Annotated in this window: 17 protein-coding genes; 13 read left to right on the top strand and 4 right to left on the bottom strand. The window is 34.8% G+C overall.

Annotated features, from left to right (window positions below; translation table 11 throughout):
• Positions 1–95 precede the first annotated feature (95 nt).
• From AAGD89_RS03640 to AAGD89_RS03630, 3 genes are all read left to right on the top strand, one after another.
• Positions 96–1,046 carry a complex I NDUFA9 subunit family protein gene (locus tag AAGD89_RS03640; protein WP_341808883.1) on the top strand — a complete coding sequence of 317 codons (951 nt, stop codon included), beginning with the start codon at positions 96–98 and terminating at the stop codon, positions 1,044–1,046.
• A 129-nt stretch (positions 1,047–1,175) separates the two neighbouring features.
• Positions 1,176–2,018 (top strand): ParA family protein, encoded by an 843-nt coding sequence (locus AAGD89_RS03635; RefSeq protein WP_341808882.1) that lies wholly within the window; start codon positions 1,176–1,178, stop codon positions 2,016–2,018.
• Positions 2,015–2,875: a ParB/RepB/Spo0J family partition protein gene (locus AAGD89_RS03630; protein WP_341808881.1), complete on the top strand. Its 861-nt coding sequence runs from the start codon at positions 2,015–2,017 to the stop codon at positions 2,873–2,875. Before AAGD89_RS03635 ends, AAGD89_RS03630 begins: the two co-directional genes overlap by 4 nt.
• Before the next feature lie 27 nt (positions 2,876–2,902).
• On the opposite strand, the gene AAGD89_RS03625 is transcribed toward AAGD89_RS03630, so the two are convergent.
• Positions 2,903–4,567, bottom strand: a complete 1,665-nt coding sequence (locus AAGD89_RS03625) for a hypothetical protein (protein WP_341808880.1) — start codon at positions 4,565–4,567, stop codon at positions 2,903–2,905.
• 233 nt (positions 4,568–4,800) lie between these two features.
• On the bottom strand, positions 4,801–5,886 hold the full coding sequence (gene prfA / locus AAGD89_RS03620; RefSeq protein WP_341808879.1) for a peptide chain release factor 1: 1,086 nt from the start codon (positions 5,884–5,886) through the stop codon (positions 4,801–4,803).
• Positions 5,887–6,012: 126 nt separating this feature from the next.
• Here prfA and yihA point away from each other — a divergent pair, with 126 nt between their 5' ends.
• From yihA to dnaK, 10 genes are all read left to right on the top strand, one after another.
• Positions 6,013–6,606, top strand: a complete 594-nt coding sequence (gene yihA / locus AAGD89_RS03615) for a ribosome biogenesis GTP-binding protein YihA/YsxC (protein WP_341808878.1) — start codon at positions 6,013–6,015, stop codon at positions 6,604–6,606.
• Positions 6,607–6,610: 4 nt separating this feature from the next.
• Positions 6,611–7,525 (top strand): acetylglutamate kinase, encoded by a 915-nt coding sequence (gene argB / locus AAGD89_RS03610; RefSeq protein ID WP_341808914.1) that lies wholly within the window; start codon positions 6,611–6,613, stop codon positions 7,523–7,525.
• Between the two features lie 116 nt (positions 7,526–7,641).
• A complete protein-coding gene (locus AAGD89_RS03605; RefSeq protein ID WP_341808877.1) occupies positions 7,642–8,778 on the top strand; it encodes a hypothetical protein in 1,137 nt (378 codons plus the stop codon).
• Between the two features lie 15 nt (positions 8,779–8,793).
• The gene (locus AAGD89_RS03600; protein ID WP_341808876.1) at positions 8,794–9,105 is read left to right on the top strand and encodes a hypothetical protein; all 312 of its coding nucleotides are present in this window, start codon (positions 8,794–8,796) and stop codon (positions 9,103–9,105) included.
• Positions 9,106–9,107: 2 nt separating this feature from the next.
• Positions 9,108–9,476: an HIT domain-containing protein gene (locus AAGD89_RS03595; protein ID WP_341808875.1), complete on the top strand. Its 369-nt coding sequence runs from the start codon at positions 9,108–9,110 to the stop codon at positions 9,474–9,476.
• 29 nt (positions 9,477–9,505) lie between these two features.
• Positions 9,506–9,859 carry an NADH-quinone oxidoreductase subunit A gene (locus tag AAGD89_RS03590; RefSeq protein ID WP_341808874.1) on the top strand — a complete coding sequence of 118 codons (354 nt, stop codon included), beginning with the start codon at positions 9,506–9,508 and terminating at the stop codon, positions 9,857–9,859.
• Positions 9,860–9,863: 4 nt separating this feature from the next.
• Positions 9,864–10,379 (top strand): NADH-quinone oxidoreductase subunit B family protein, encoded by a 516-nt coding sequence (locus tag AAGD89_RS03585; protein ID WP_341808873.1) that lies wholly within the window; start codon positions 9,864–9,866, stop codon positions 10,377–10,379.
• Complete coding sequence (locus tag AAGD89_RS03580) at positions 10,372–10,923, top strand: NADH-quinone oxidoreductase subunit C (RefSeq protein WP_341808872.1); 552 nt, start codon at positions 10,372–10,374, stop codon at positions 10,921–10,923. Before AAGD89_RS03585 ends, AAGD89_RS03580 begins: the two co-directional genes overlap by 8 nt.
• A 12-nt stretch (positions 10,924–10,935) precedes the next feature.
• A complete protein-coding gene (gene mdh, locus AAGD89_RS03575; RefSeq protein ID WP_341808871.1) occupies positions 10,936–11,886 on the top strand; it encodes a malate dehydrogenase in 951 nt (316 codons plus the stop codon).
• Positions 11,887–12,068: 182 nt separating this feature from the next.
• Positions 12,069–13,976, top strand: coding sequence for a molecular chaperone DnaK (gene dnaK / locus AAGD89_RS03570; RefSeq protein WP_341808870.1), 1,908 nt, complete (start codon positions 12,069–12,071; stop codon positions 13,974–13,976).
• A gap of 55 nt (positions 13,977–14,031) precedes the next feature.
• On the opposite strand, the gene gltX is transcribed toward dnaK, so the two are convergent.
• Together gltX and AAGD89_RS03560 are read right to left on the bottom strand one after the other, a co-directional pair.
• On the bottom strand, positions 14,032–15,429 hold the full coding sequence (gene gltX, locus AAGD89_RS03565; RefSeq protein ID WP_341808869.1) for a glutamate--tRNA ligase: 1,398 nt from the start codon (positions 15,427–15,429) through the stop codon (positions 14,032–14,034).
• Between the two features lie 64 nt (positions 15,430–15,493).
• On the bottom strand, positions 15,494–15,874 hold the full coding sequence (locus tag AAGD89_RS03560) for a hypothetical protein (protein WP_341808868.1): 381 nt from the start codon (positions 15,872–15,874) through the stop codon (positions 15,494–15,496).
• Positions 15,875–16,101 lie beyond the last annotated feature (227 nt).

The raw sequence follows: 16,101 nt of genomic DNA, 5'->3' as shown, positions 1-16,101 counted from the left end.
AATAAAATGGAACTGATAATACAAGAATTCATCATAGAATATTAAATAAAACTATTGTATTAATTTAGAATGATAAACTATTAGGTATTTTGATCGTGGCAAAGCGTATAATTATTTTTGGTGGAACAGGATTTATAGGAAAACATATAGTAAGGCGTTTAGCAGCTGATGGATATTTAATAAAAATATTTACTCGCAATCAAGAAAAAGCTGCTTCTCTCAAATTGTGTGGCAACTTAGGACAAATTTCAGTATTTAAAGGTGATTTCTTTGATGAAGCATTATTGTTGGAAAGTATGACAGAATGTGATGTAGTTATAAACTTAATAGGGATATTGTATGAAACAAAAAAATCTAGTTTTCATACTGCTCATGTTAAAATAGCAGAAAGAATTGCAAAGGCTGCAAAAATAAAAAATGTGCCAATGATGATACATTTTTCTGCTATGGGAATAGAAAACAGCAAATTGTCAAAGTACGCTCACACTAAGATGGAAGGTGAAAAAGCTGTAACCTCTGCATTTCCAGAAGCGATAATAATGAGACCAAGTCTTGTATTTGGCAAAGAAGATAAATTCTTTAATAAATTTGCAAAATTAGCAACTGTTCTCCCTTTTCTGCCACTAATTGGCAATGGGGCAACTAAATTTCAACCAATATGTGTGACTGATCTGGCTGAAGTGGTGTATCGTATTATTAGCCTTAACAAACAAGATAAGAAAATTTACAACTTAGGTGGACCAAAGGTTTACTCTTTCAAAAGCTTATTAAAATTCATTCTAAATGTGACGAACAGGAAATGTTTACTGGTTAATATATCTTTCCCAATGGCAAAGCTGATAGCTTTCTTCTTGGAAAATAGAATTATTTCTATGCTTCTCAAACCCATAACGGGAGATATCAGCCCTATGCTTACTCAAGATCAGGTGAAAGTTATGATGAATAGCTCGCTTGAAAAGTCAACTGATCTTGAAACAATAAAAATTCTGCCATTATCAATTGAAAATATAGTGCCAGAGTATTTGAAGATTTATAGAAAATATTAATTAGACTATCCATAAGATGGTCTAATGCCAATTGCTTAACCCCAGCGTAGTTCATAATACAAAAGTTTTCTAATGCAAAAGTTTCCTTGCGCATTACAATAGAATGATTAGACATATAAGATAAAAGCTTTGAGTAAAATTCTTGCAATAGTCAATCAAAAGGGTGGCGTTGGTAAAACCACAACTAGTATAAACTTGTCAACAGCTTTTGCTGCTGTGGGCAAAAATACTTTATTGATCGACCTTGATCCACAAGGAAACGCTAGTACTGGACTTGGAATTTCTTATAGGAGCAGAGAAGAAAAAAATATATACAAAATATTGCTAAGCAGTGGAAATAGGTCTATAGAATCTGCGATTTTCAATATAAAAGAGATTCCAAATTTATCGCTTATTTCGTCAGTGGTTGATTTATCGGCCGCAGAGATTGAGTTATCGCAACTTAAGCATGGAAAGTTTGTGCTAAAGGAAGCATTGGAAAAAATACGTGATAATTACGAGTATATAATAATCGATTGCCCTCCATCACTTGGGCTCTTAACCATAAACGCTCTTACTGCTGCTGACTCTATTATTGTTCCTCTTCAGTGTGAATTTTTTGCTTTGGAGGGATTAAGTCATTTGGTTAAAACTGTAGAGCTAATAAAAAGAAATAACCTTAATCCCTCTCTGAAAATAGAAGGAATAGTGCTCACCATGTATGACAGACGTAACAAGCTCAGCGAGCAGATTAAAAATGATATTTGTCAGTATTTAAATGATAAAGTATACAAAACCATTATTCCGCTTTATGAGACTATTATTCCGCGCAACGTAAGGTTATCAGAAGCGCCTTCTCACGGTAAGCCTGCCATTGTATATGATCTTAAATGCCCTGGTGCACAAGCATATATAAATTTGGCAAAGGAAATTTTAAAAAAGCACACAAGCAGCTATAAAGAAAAGAAATTAGTAAGTGAGGGTGCGGCATGAAGGATGATAGACGACTAGGAATGGGTCTTGCTGGTCTTATAGGTGATAATTATGACAATAAAGAAGATCGGCAGGAGCATTTGCCTATCTCATTACTGCACTCAAGCAAATTTCAGCCAAGAAAGCATTTCGATGAAGAGTCATTAAAAGAACTTGCTATCTCAATAGAGAAAAGTGGCATTATACAGCCCATTGTAGTGCGCAAAGTTTCACATGAGGATGGTTATGAAATAATAGCCGGGGAACGACGTTGGAGGGCAAGTAAAATCGCAAACCTAAGCAGTGTACCAGTTATTATAAAAGATTTAAGTGATAAGGCGTGTCTGGAAATATCCATAATTGAAAACATACAGAGACAAGATATTAACCCGATAGAAGAAGGTGAGGCATATAAAAGACTGATAGATGAATTTTCCTATACGCATGAAGAATTAGCTTCAGCCTTAGGTAAAAGTCGTAGCCACATAACCAATATGATTAGAATGTTATCACTTTCGGATGGTGTGAAAGTGATGATAAATGAAAAAAAGTTGTCTATGGGGCATGCAAGAACATTGATTAACATTGAAAACCCAGAAGATATTGCGGAAACAATAGTTTCTCAGGGATTAAGCGTTAGACAAACTGAAAAATTGATAAAAGATTTACACGAAAATAACAACCAAAAAGGTCAACAATATGCTAAAAGTCAGGATATAGCAGTAATAGAAAGGGAAATATCTTCCCAGCTTGGTTTAAGTGTCAAAATTAGTGACAATAATTCTAAGGGCAAGGTTATCATACAGTATAATGATCTTAATGAGCTGGATTTAATATTGAAAATTTTAAGCAAGAGACTTGATATACGTACAGACTAGGCTAATCCATATTGGCCATGACTAATGTTAGTGCTGAGTAGCTAACTTACTCACATTTCCTTTTGCTTGTGGAGAAATAAGTTGCGAGTCAACTTTAGAGTTGCAACAGTAACCAATACAACAAGCAGCTATAGTTAAAATAGCTGCTACAGCAATTGCATCTGTAAAAGATTCAAAGTAAATTCCTGTAATAACACTAGCTGAAACAATTCCACAAGTGATTACAAGCGTTGTTATTATTTTGAACCCGTTTTGATTGTTTTCTTTTAGTGGTACTTTTTTGCCACCTGTAAGTGAAGTGTTAATGCAAGGTAGAGCTTTTTCTTGTGCTTTTTCACTTTTAAGTTTTTCTTGAATATCCATCAAAGCTTCTTCTGATATTTTTTCGTTCTCTTGAATTTTTACTTTTCTCTGATCTTTAAGTGACCTGGTATTTTCTAATCTACCTTCTCTATCCAAGCGTTTCTGCGATATTGGCTCATGCGGAGCTGGATTATCAGCCAAAAATTCTTTGAATTCTTTAAATTTAAGAAAGTCTTCTTCATACTTCTCTATTAATCTTTGAACTGAAGGATCTTCAATATGATTTATTACATCATTAAGAGCTGATTTTTTATTTAGTAAGTCAATAGTCTTAAATACTTCTTTGTCTAATATAAAACTTAATTTTTCATTCATTTCTTCAGAAACATTACCAGTTTGATAACCTGAAGAACGTAAATTACTAATGTATCTATCTAGCAATGTAGTAGGTAAATTTTCTATGAGTAAATTGCCAACATCAACAATGCATTTTTCAGCTGGACTATTCCCTTGGGTTTTAATTTGATCTTTAATTTCACTTATTATAGAATTTAGTTTACTAGAATCTATCTGTGAACTTGGTTGTATAGAGTTTATATAATTAATCAGCTCCTTTATCTTTTGACTTAAAATATTGCTATTGTCTTTACTAAGTGTAATAACTTGTTGAAAATTATTATAAAGCTCCTCAAGATTAAAAAGATCATTATAAATTCCCGGTACGTACTGGTATGTTCTTTTGCATGAAAGAAGATAATGAGAAAAAAGCTCCATCGGTGTCGTTTCGACACGTTTTAGATCAGAATACTTTTGTTCCAATGACTTTGGATTAATGAATACCATCAATGTAAACAATTGCGAAAGATGCTTTTTACAACTCTCCCACTCTGTATCTGCATCATCCCGACTAAAGCAACTATCTGGACTTAAGTAAACAAATACTGTATTCACCAAACTATGTAGTAGATTTTCTTTGCAGCTCCGCCCATACTCTTGCTTTTCTAATAAATTAGGATTTTGTAGCGTTATTCTTGCAATCGAAACAGTAAGGGTTTGAGCAATATTATAGCCCACGTTTTTTCCACGGAATATAGCATTATATCCAAAAAACTGTCCACGCCAGCTATACCAACCGCTTATCAAATCTAACTTCCCTGGATTGCTATGAATATCCACTCCATTGTTTAGTATAGTCTCTAAAATTTTGGGATTGTAAGCTGAACACCCCAATGGATGGACTATTACTTTTTGCAATGACTCAAAATCATTTCTAAATTTACTTATCAACTCTTTAAAGCTATCAACTTGGCTTAAAAGATTAAGATCTCCGGAATCATGTAGCTTAATTAAAAATTGGTAAAATTTATTTCTGAGATCTTCATTGGTCATAGTTATATCAATATATTAATTAAATATATTAATTATCTAACAAAAATTAGAATAATGCAAGCATTATAGTACTCCCTATTTGGCATCCTATATCTCTACGCTTTTATGCCAATTTTCGATTATGCTCTTTTTGCTCTGCCGTTAGTGGCTTTTTACCGCTTCCCTGAACGGATACTGATTGATTAATTTCTTAATAATTTATACTAGAGTTATCGGTAAAAAAATATTTCTTATCATGAATTGTTGTGCACTGCCAACCTTTCTGCTTCATGACGTGAAATTAATACCTCGATAATCTCGTCTAATTCGCCTTCTTTCACAATCTGCTCTAACCTATGCGAAGTATAATTAATTCTGTGATCCGTGAGCCTTGATTGCGGGTAATTATACGTTCTTATGCGCTCAGAGCGATCTCCAGAGCCAATTTGACCTTTTCTGATTATTGATCTTTCCAGTTCCCTTTTTTGCCTTTCAATCTCATATAGCCTTGCTCTTAAGACTTTTAGTGCTTTAGCCTTGTTTTTGTGTTGAGATTTTTCATCTTGCTGTATAACAACTATCCCTGTTGGCAAGTGTGTAACCCTCACCGCACTGTCAGTTGTATTTACCGACTGCCCACCAGGACCGCTAGATCTATAGACATCTATTCGTAAATCTTTCTCTTCTATTTTAAAATCAACCTCTTCTACTTCAGGTAATATTGCAACGGTCGCTGCAGAGGTGTGTAACCTTCCCGAGGACTCAGTTTCTGGGACTCTCTGAACTCTATGCACTCCTGATTCAAATTTTAGTCTTGCAAAAACTTCTGTTCCATTGATGAGTGCAGAAGCTTCCTTATATCCTCCTATGCCAGTATTAGATATACTAATCGGCTCGAACTTCCAATTTCTTCTTTCTGCATATTTTTGGTACATGCGGTATAAAGTTGCTGCAAATAACGCTGCTTCTTCCCCTCCCGTACCTGCTCTGATTTCTAGTATTGCATTTCTTGAGTCGTCCTCATCTTTGGGCAATAGCGATAATCTTAGTTTTGCTTTGACTTTTGGTAATAATACTTTTTGCTTCTCAAAGAATTCTTCTTTTGCTAACTCTTTTATATCGTGTTCGCTATTTTCATCTTTTATTATTTCCTCTAAGTCTGAAATTTCCTCTTTCAGAATGCTGTATTCATCAATTATTTTGATTATTGGCCTTAATTCAGAGTATTCTTTTGACAGATTGATGAATTCTTTTTGACTTAGGTTGGCAGGGCTTTCCAACTTCCTCCCTATATCATTAAATTTTTTCTTTAAATCTTGTAAATTATTCTCTATATCCATATAACACAGATTTAATATTTCAGCCGTTCATTTTAAGTAAGTAATATATACTGAAATAAAAAATTTCGTATATCAAGTAATAACATTATACTAATCTATTACTTTGCATACTTTTATTTAAATACAATGGCAAAACAGATAACATCAAGCTGCAACTTTATATTTGGAGCTTCGGATATCAAATCACTGCCAGATGAAATGGTCCCAGAAATCGCGTTCGCTGGAAGATCAAATGTAGGAAAATCCAGTTTGATTAATTTGCTAATAAACAGCAAAAAAGCTGCCAGAGTTTCCTCTAAACCTGGATGCACTAGGCAAATAAATTTTTACTCCATGTATGACGATAAGTTTAGACTTGTTGATTTGCCAGGGTATGGTTATTCTTATGCAGGTAAGGAGGAAATTGCACAATATTTAAGACTTGTTGAGTATTATCTAATTCAAAGAAGAAATTTAAGAAGAGTGTTTGTACTGATAGATAGCAAGGTAGGATTAAAAGAAATAGACAAAGACTTCATTTATTGGTTAACATATAACAACATCAACTTTAACATCGTGCTAACAAAAATAGATAAAGTGAGTCAAAAGAGCTTAGACGCTATTATAGAAGATACTCAAAAATGGATTAACAATGAAAGTGTGTCGTTTCATCAAATAAGCACTCGTGTTAGATGTAAAATAGTCAAGGTAAGAGATGAATTTTTCAAGTTTACAAGATAAAAAAATGAAGAGTAGTGAGTTTTTAAAGAGTGAGGTACCATTTAAGCAAAAAGCAGCAATATTACTTGAAGCTCTATCGAGCATCCCTAACTTTGTAGGCGAGACCTTTGTCATCAAATGTGGCGGCATAGTAATCTCAGATGAAACGTTATTCAATGCTTTTGTGCATAATGTTGTTTTATTAAAGCAGCTTGGTATAAACCCAGTGATAGTTCATGACGGAGAATATGAAATTAATTCGGTGTTAGAAATACTGGGTATGGATAGTAAGTTTGTAAATGATATCAGGCTTACAGACAAAGAGACCATGAAAATCATTGAAATGGTGCTATGTGGCTCAGTTAACAAAAAAATTGTTCAGCATATAAGTTCTGCTGGTGGCTCAGCCATTGGGTTATGTGGAAAAGATGGTAATCTAATGAAAGCCGAAAAAATAACCGCTACACTCAGGGAAAATAGATCAAATAACATCGAAAAAATATTAGATATGGGATTCATTGGCAGACCAACTGAAATAAATCCTGATATATTGTTTTTTATTGAGGAATCAGACTTTATACCAGTTATTGCACCAATTGGTCATGGAAAAAATGGAGAAACGTATCATATCGATGCCGATAGCGCTGCAAGTGAGATAGCAATTGCTGTTTCTGCATCTAAAATGATAATCTTTAGCAATATAGACGAAGAAATGAATAAAATTGGTGACAAGAAAATATCTGTTAAAAGTTTAAATGCATCAATTGATTGTGGCAAAATCAAAGGAGAAAAATTCATTGAAAGGCTTGCAGCTTACACTAGAATGATAGAAGAATGTGCTGGAATCGCTCACATAATTGATGGTAGGATACCTAATATTATGCTTGATTTATTTACTGAGAATAACTCAAGTATATCAATTGTTTTAGACAATTTGTAAATAATAGTTGAAATCTCTATAATTTCATCTTATAATAGATATATAAGTTTAAATATTTTCGTCTATAATTAGACATGATGTAGCGTTTAATTGTGGAAGTACCTTGGAGGTATGTCATGGGAATGGTAGAAAGTGGTTCGGATAAACAGTCTGTTTGGGCTAAGATAGGCAGTAATTTTGTCAAGTTTATTATATATACTGCAAAGCCTTCAAACTGGGCTGAGATAGGTACAAGAGGTGAGAAATTTGTTGGCAGGTCTCTTGCTTTGCCACTTAATGCAGCAATATATCCTATGAGACCGTCAAGTTGGAGTAAGTCTTGGAGTGAAAGAGGAAGTGACTGCACAAACGGTCTGACACATTTGGTAAGCAATCAGGGTGACGATTCTTTTTTCGATAGATCTGGCATAAGTCTTGTCAAGTCTTTGACATATCTTGTAAAGCCTTCAAACTTGTCTAAACCTTCTTTGGGTTGGGTATGGCATGATATAAAAAATGGTGGACGTTATATTATTGGTATGCCACTTGAAGAATATACCCAATTTGCAAAGGATGTACAAGAAGGCATCACACAAGCTAGTAAAAATCTTGCTGTGAAAGTAAAGTTAGTGGACTATAAAAAAGGAAAAATGATCTTTGAAGCATCGAGAGTTCTTGGAGATGCGTCTCGTTTAACCTCTGAGCAATTAGATAAAATAAAAAAAGGCTTGCCAAATGTAACTGTAGATAAAGGAAGAAATGAAGTTACAATTGAAGTTGATGTTGACGCAATAATTAATGATATTAAAGCTGATCCTGAAAACAAAGGAAAGAGCGAAAAAGAAATCAGAAAGCTTGCTACTGCAAGGATTGAGCAAGAAGTTGATTCTAGTCTTAAAAAATTTGGCGAAATTTCTGGTGGTGAATTTAAATACCATACAGATAAAAAATTGCTAAGGGCTATTGGAGAAACATTGTATAGGGGAAGTGTTAGTAAGGAAAAGCCCGTTGAAAAGCCAGCAGAGTCTGTAACACGACTCAATGAAAAGCCACTGCAAGATCTAGACCCATCCAAGACAGAGACTTTAAGATCTGGCGATAAACAGGAGCTATCGGAAGCTTTAAGACGGCTTTGTGATGATGGAAGCTTACCAAAGATTGCAGAGCCGCTTGTGAATAATAGTGAAAAGTCAGCAAGAGGGGATTTTCAATGGGGAAGTGACATTATTAATGAAAGAAAAGAAACCTGTGCTACAGGTAAGGTAAGGCAATAATTAAGGAGGAATATAATGACTGAGTATAATATAAAACAAGCTGAATTTGATGAACAGGAAAATAATGTTAGTAATCCGCTGAAGTCGTATTACTACATAGGATGTTTGTTAAGAGGAAGATCTAATGGTTGTGCTCAACAAGTCAATCAAGCAGTTGCAGTAGAAACTTCGCATGGTGTAACAACGGAAGCAATAAAGGCCTGTAATGATCTCAAAGGTACTGTAAAACTTGAAGGTGCTTGCGATAAAAAGGTAAGCTCATCATTATTTACACCAGATGGATCACCACAAAATATAGATGAGGTAGAAAGAAAAGGTCGCTCTTAAATATGAGCAATAAAGGTTATGACAATAACAACATCTTTGCTCAAATATTAAGAGGTGAGCTGCCTTGTGAGAAGGTTCATGAGGATGATGATGCGCTGGCATTTCATGATAAGTATCCTGATGCCCCAGTTCACATCTTAGCTATACCAAAGGGTCAGTATATCTCATATGATGACTTCATTCTAAAAGCTTCAGAAAATGAGATAGTCAATTTTTTCAGAACTGTGAGAGAAATAGCACATAAGTATAATTTAGAAAAAACAGGATATAGATTAGTTACTAACTACGGTGAGAATGGAGAGCAAGTTGTGCCGCATTTTCATGTGCATATTTTAGGTGGTAAAAAATTAGGAAAGCATGTAAATTCATAATATTACTTTACTATATGAATTTTTGTTAAATGAGTGAATATTTAACCATAGTAGTTTTTATCTGTGTATCAATTGTAATATCTCTTGCTTTAGGTGTGCTACCTATGTTTCTTGCGGTGAGTAAGCCAGATAGCGAAAAACTTTCCACATATGAATGTGGTTTTAACCCACTATCCAGTGCAAGGAAAAATTTTGATATTAAATTTTACTTAGTTTCAATATTATTTATAATATTTGACTTAGAAATTGCCTTTCTTTTTCCTTGGGCTGTGTCTTTATCTAAGATAAGCTACAATGGGTTTTGGTCTATGATGGTATTTCTTGCAATACTCACTATAGGTTTTATCTATGAGTGGTGTAAAGGCGCATTGGAATGGGAGTAAATTTATGACAGATCAAATTTTATCTAACGATGACTGGGGTCGTTATAAAAAAGATGGCTTTCTTATCACTAAATTTGGCGATTTAACAGATTATGTAATGAATTGGGCAAGATCTGGTTCTTTGTGGCCAATGACATTTGGTCTTGCGTGTTGCGCAGTGGAGATGATGCATACTGCATCCAGCCGCTATGATCTTGATAGATATGGCATAATGTTTCGTGCAAGCCCACGTCAATCAGATGTGATGATTGTTGCTGGCACATTAACTAATAAGATGGCAGGGGCACTTCGTAAAGTTTATGACCAGATGGCAGATCCAAAATATGTTATTTCTATGGGAAGCTGTGCAAATGGTGGTGGGTATTACCATTACTCTTATTCAGTAGTCCGAGGTTGCGATAGGATTGTACCAGTTGATGTGTATGTTCCTGGATGTCCACCAACCGCTGAGGCTTTGCTGTATGGACTCTTATGTTTACAAAATAAAATAAAACGCACTCAAAATATAAAGCATGGATAAAACTGCAAAATATATACAGAAAAAATTCAAATGTGAGTGTACTCAGCAAGGTGATGGCACTATTATAATATATTCGACTCTGAATGACATTGAAAAGCACTTACTCTTTCTACGTGATGATGAAAAATGCAGGTTTGAGCTATTGGTCGATATTTTTAGCGTTGATTATCCAGATAGAGAGAAACGTTTTGAGCTGATATATAATCTGCTCAGCGTTGTTCATAATATTAGAGTTCATGTAAAGCTTCAATTATACGAGGGTGATATGCCTCCAAGCGTAGCGAAGATATTTAGTGCAGCTTCGTGGTTTGAGCGTGAAGTGTTTGATATGTATGGAATAGAATTTTCTGATCACCCAGATCTACGTAGAATTCTCACGGATTACGGATTCAAAGGTAATCCGATGCTCAAGGATTTTCCTCTTACTGGCTATGAGGAGGTTAGATACGATATAGAGGCGAAAAAAGTTGTGTATAATCCTATAGATTTACCACAAGATTTTCGTACATTTGATAGCCTATCACCTTGGGAAGGTAAAAAATAAAAGGAGTATATAATGACAATACAAAGAAAAAAAATATCTTTAATTGGTGCAGGCAATATCGGCGGTACTCTTGCTCATATGATTGCACTAAGGGAACTTGGCGATGTTGTTTTGCTTGATATTAATGAGGTCATTCCACAAGGTAAAGCACTTGATATTGCAGAGTCAGCTCCTATTGATGGGTTTAATGTTAATTTAACTGGCACTAATGAGTACAAAGATATAGAAAATTCTGATGCAATCATCATAACAGCAGGTATTGCCAGAAAACCAGGAATGAGCAGAGATGACCTTCTGCAAACTAATGCTGCGGTAATGAAGGAGGTTGGCGAAAATATTAAAAAATATTCACCAAATGCGTTTGTTATAGTGGTTACCAACCCTTTGGATGCAATGGTTTCAGTGGTGCATAAGTTTTCAAACCTTCCAACCAATATGATTGTTGGAATGGCAGGAGTGCTTGATTCTGCACGCTTTCGTTATTTTCTTGCAAGTGAACTAAATATTTCCGTTGAAGATGTCGCTGCTTTTGTGCTGGGTGGACATGGAGACACTATGGTACCGCTCATTAATTGTGCCTCTGTTGCTGGCATTCCACTTACCCAAATCATCAATATGGGTTTCATCACACAAGAAAAAGTCGATGAAATAGTTGAACACACTCGTAATGGTGGAAAAGAAATAGTTGATTTACTTAAAACTGGATCTGCATATTATTCGCCTGCATCTTCAGCTATATGTATGCTAGAATCATATTTAAAAGATAAAAGGCGCATATTGCCATGCGCTGCTTACCTAAATGGTGAATATGGAGTAAAAGACTTATTCATTGGTGTTCCTGCCATTATTGGCAAAAATGGCATTGAAAAGATTCTAGAAGTTAAAATGGACGATAATGAGCAAGAAATGTTTAATAAATCTGTAAGTTCAGTAAGAGAATTAGTTGGATTAATAAATCTTTGAGAATTGCGATTTTTCTTTGGATACTTTTCTTCATTAATTGCATCAACTTGGTTTCTTAGTATAGTACTTTGAAAATAATAAAATATAGAAATTAAGTATTTCTGATATGAGGCTTGTAATTGACCAGTTCTATACTTATATATTTTCATATCAGATTAATTTTACAATAGGGAGTGTTTATTATGGGACGAGCAATAGGTATAGATCTCGGAACGACAAATTCTTGTGTTGCAATAATGCAGGGTAAAGATACAAAAGTAATAGAAAATAAAGAGGGAGCACGAACTACTCCATCTATAGTTGCATTTACTTCATCTGGAGAGAGATTGATTGGTGCTCCAGCAAAGAGACAAGCAACAACTAATGCAAGTAATACCTTTTTTGCTACCAAGAGATTAATAGGGCGTCAATATAGTGATCCTGAAATGAAAAATCTGCAGGTACCATACACGGTGTTTGGAGCAAAAAGTGGTGATGCATGGATTAAAACAACTGATAGTAAAGAATACTCTCCTAGTCAAATTGGTGCATTTATATTGCAAAATCTGAAAGAAGCAGCAGAAGCTTATCTTGGAGAAGAAGTAAAAGATGCTGTAATAACAGTACCTGCATACTTCAACGATTCTCAGCGTCAAGCTACAAAAGATGCAGGAAAAATTGCCGGATTAAATGTACTAAGAATTGTTAATGAACCAACTGCTGCAGCGCTTGCTTATGGTCTTGATAAGAAACATGGGCACACAATAGTAGTGTATGACTTGGGTGGTGGTACATTTGATGTTTCAGTTCTCGAAATAGGTGACGGAGTTTTTGAAGTAAAAGCTACAAATGGTGACACTCACTTGGGTGGTGAAGATTTTGACAATGCAGTAGTGAATCATTTGCTTGATGAATTTAAGAAAAGCAATGGGATTGACTTAAAAAATGATCCAATGGCTATGCAGAGAGTCAAAGAAGCTGCTGAAAAAGCGAAAATTGAATTATCAAGCACCATGGGAACAGAAATCAATCTGCCATTTATTACAGCAGATGCAAGTGGTCCTAAACACTTAAATATGAAATTGACTAGAGCAAAACTTGAAAGTTTAGTAAATGCTTTAATTGAAAGAACTATGGCTCCTTGTAAAAAAGCCCTTGAAGATGCAGGCTTATCTGCTGATAAAATAGGAGAGGTGGTGTTAGTTGGTGGCATGACACGTATGCCAAAAGTAATAGAAAAAGTTAAAGAATTCTTTGGTAAAGATCCACATAGAGGGGTAAATCCTGATGAAGTTGTGGCAATTGGAGCTGTAATACAGGCTGGAATCATTCAAGGTGATGTAAGAGACGTATTGTTACTTGACGTAACTCCACTTTCTCTTGGTATTGAGACTTTAGGAGGAGTGTTCACTCCACTTATTGAGCGTAATACTACAATTCCTACTAAAAAATCACAGGTATTTTCAACTGCGGAAGATAATCAAACAGCTGTTACAATAAAAGTCCATCAGGGTGAAAGAAAACTAGCAGTTGACAACAAATTACTTGGTCAATTTAGTTTAGAAGGGATACCTCCTGCTCCACGCGGAAGACCACAAATTGAAGTGACATTTGATATAGATGCAAATGGAATAGCGCACGTTTCTGCGAAGGATAAAGCTACTGGAAAAGAACAAAAAATACGTATTCAATCTTCGGGTGGTTTATCTGATGCTGAAATAAATCGCATGATAAGGGAAGCTGAAGAGAAAGCGGAAGAAGACGAAAAGCGTAAAAAATTCATTGAAGTGAAGAACCAGGCGGATAGTTTAGTACATTCTACAGAAAAGTCTCTGGCAGAATATGGTGATAAAGTGTCACCTGAAGATAAATCTGCTATTGAAAATGCAATGAATGAGCTGAAAGATGCTAGTAAGTCTGATAATATTGATGACGCTGATTCAATCCAGCAGAAAGTTACTAATCTTTCTCAAGTCTCTATGAAGCTTGGGGAAGCTATGTATCAAGCATCAGAGCAACAACAAGCTGATGGCTCATCAACAGCAAATGAGGAAGAAAAAGTAGTGGATTCTGATTATCAGGATGTGGATAACAAAGAAGAGAATAAGTAATTGTGTATAGAAGCAATATTTTGGTTATGTTGCTTCTTTTTAATTTTGTGTTTCACTATTCCAGTTTGAAAAGATAATTTTTAGAATATTCCAATCTTTTTATACATTCATCCTTACCGAGAATTACCATGATATCAATAATTCCAGGTGCATCCATTACCCCAGTTATAGGAGCACGTAATGAGTGATAAAGATCGCTCATTTTAATATCCTGTAACTTTGAAAATTCTTTAATTTTGGAAGATAAAAAACCTTTATTCCAATTATCATCACTAATATTTGATAAAAATGATGCAAGTAAATCTATTGTATTAAGATTAGATTTTATAACTTGGTAAGCTTCTTCACTTAAAAAAAGCGGTAAATCTTGTATATAAAAGCTGGCTAAACATAGTAATTCAGCTAGGTAGTTAACTCTTTTTTTTAGTTCTGTTAACCCCTGCAATAAATAGTTCTTTTTTATATCACTCAGTTTTAACATCGGAGCAAATGTATTTAAAATATCCAGAATATCCTCATTGCTTGTGTTGTTAACATAATGGTTATTTAAATGCTCTAATTTTTTAAAGTCAAGCCGTGCAGGTGAACGACCAATACTGCTTAAATTAAACCACTCTATTGCTTGCTCATCGCTGATAATCTCATCATTACCATGACTCCAACCGAGCCTGAGTAGGTAATTGCGCATCGCTTCCGGTAATATTCCCATTTTTTCGTAGTCACAAATGCTTGTTGCACCATGTCTTTTAGATAGCTTATTTCCATCTTCCCCGTGTATAAGTGGCACATGTGCAAAGTCGGGAATGTGAAATCCAAGAGCCTGATATATCAACTGTTGCTTAAAGGTATTAGTGAGATGATCAGAGCCCCGTATTATATGAGTTATTCCAGCATCATGATCATCAACGACCACTGCAAAAATATATGTTGGAGTGTTATCGGAACGCAAGATCACTATATCATCAAGTTGGTCGCTCTTTACTTTAATTTGACCGTATATTTTGTCATTAACAATAATTTCTTCTGCATCTGGTACTCTAAAGCGCACAACTGGCTTTATGTTCCCATCAATACTTGCGGTACATTTATGCTTGTATATTTTTCCTTCTTCCCTTGCTTTTATTTTTTTCTCTGCGACTTCATTCTCAGGACAATAACAGTGATATGCCTTATTTTTTTCAATCAGTAGATTTGCTACTTCCACATGACGCTCTATTCTTTTTGACTGATATATTATTTCTTCATCATAATCTATACCAAGCCATTTCATTCCATCGATTATTGCATCAATTGCTTCTTGTGTTGAACGCTTTCTGTCAGTGTCTTCAATGCGTAACAAGAATTTACCACCATGATGCTTTGCATAGAGCCAATTAAACAAAGCAGTACGAGCTCCACCAATGTGCAAAAAACCTGTTGGCGATGGGGCAAACCTAGTGACTATCTCTTTCATATCTTACTACAGTAATGTGTAGGTTATAATAACTCAAATCACCGTGTGTAACAATAGAGCTATTTTATGGTCCATTACCTGGAGACATTTCCTCTGTTTGTGTGTCTACAGTGACATGAGCTATATTACTTCCTGCTTGTTTACCTTCTTTATTTGATGCTTTGGTTAAGTGGAACGTTGATAATATTGCAAAAGCTAGCCCTGCAACTACTAAACTGCCAATCACAGGTGCTAATAGTCCTACTTCACCTGAGGTTATACAAAATAGGTACGTTACTAATCCAAAATTAGTTAATGATGCAACGCCAATTACTGCTCCTGTACATACATTGCCTTTTTGTTTATCACATTTGCTTAATTCTGTGATTAGGTAGACTGCTAATAATATTGCAAGATTTAATCCTATAGCTGCTGCACTGAGCATGAAAGGCGCTGTAACTAACATTCCCATTCCTATGTTTTCGCACATTGTGATGCAAAATAAATACACTGCACTGCTATTGCTGAACAAGCTACTGATCCAATACCAGCCATTCCACCTACACATAAGCGAGTTTTGTTATATTGCACCATAAATTACCTTTGAATCATATTACTAACATATTAACATAAATATATATTTTGTCAAATATAGAGAAATTTATCCCGTATTAAAGTTTTAGCTATTAACAG

The organism is Wolbachia endosymbiont (group E) of Neria commutata (assembly GCF_964026735.1).
In the GTDB taxonomy this organism is placed as follows: Bacteria; Pseudomonadota; Alphaproteobacteria; order Rickettsiales; family Anaplasmataceae; genus Wolbachia.
Note: the sequence above shows the minus strand (reverse complement) of the source record. Positions and strands in the feature narration are given on the sequence as shown.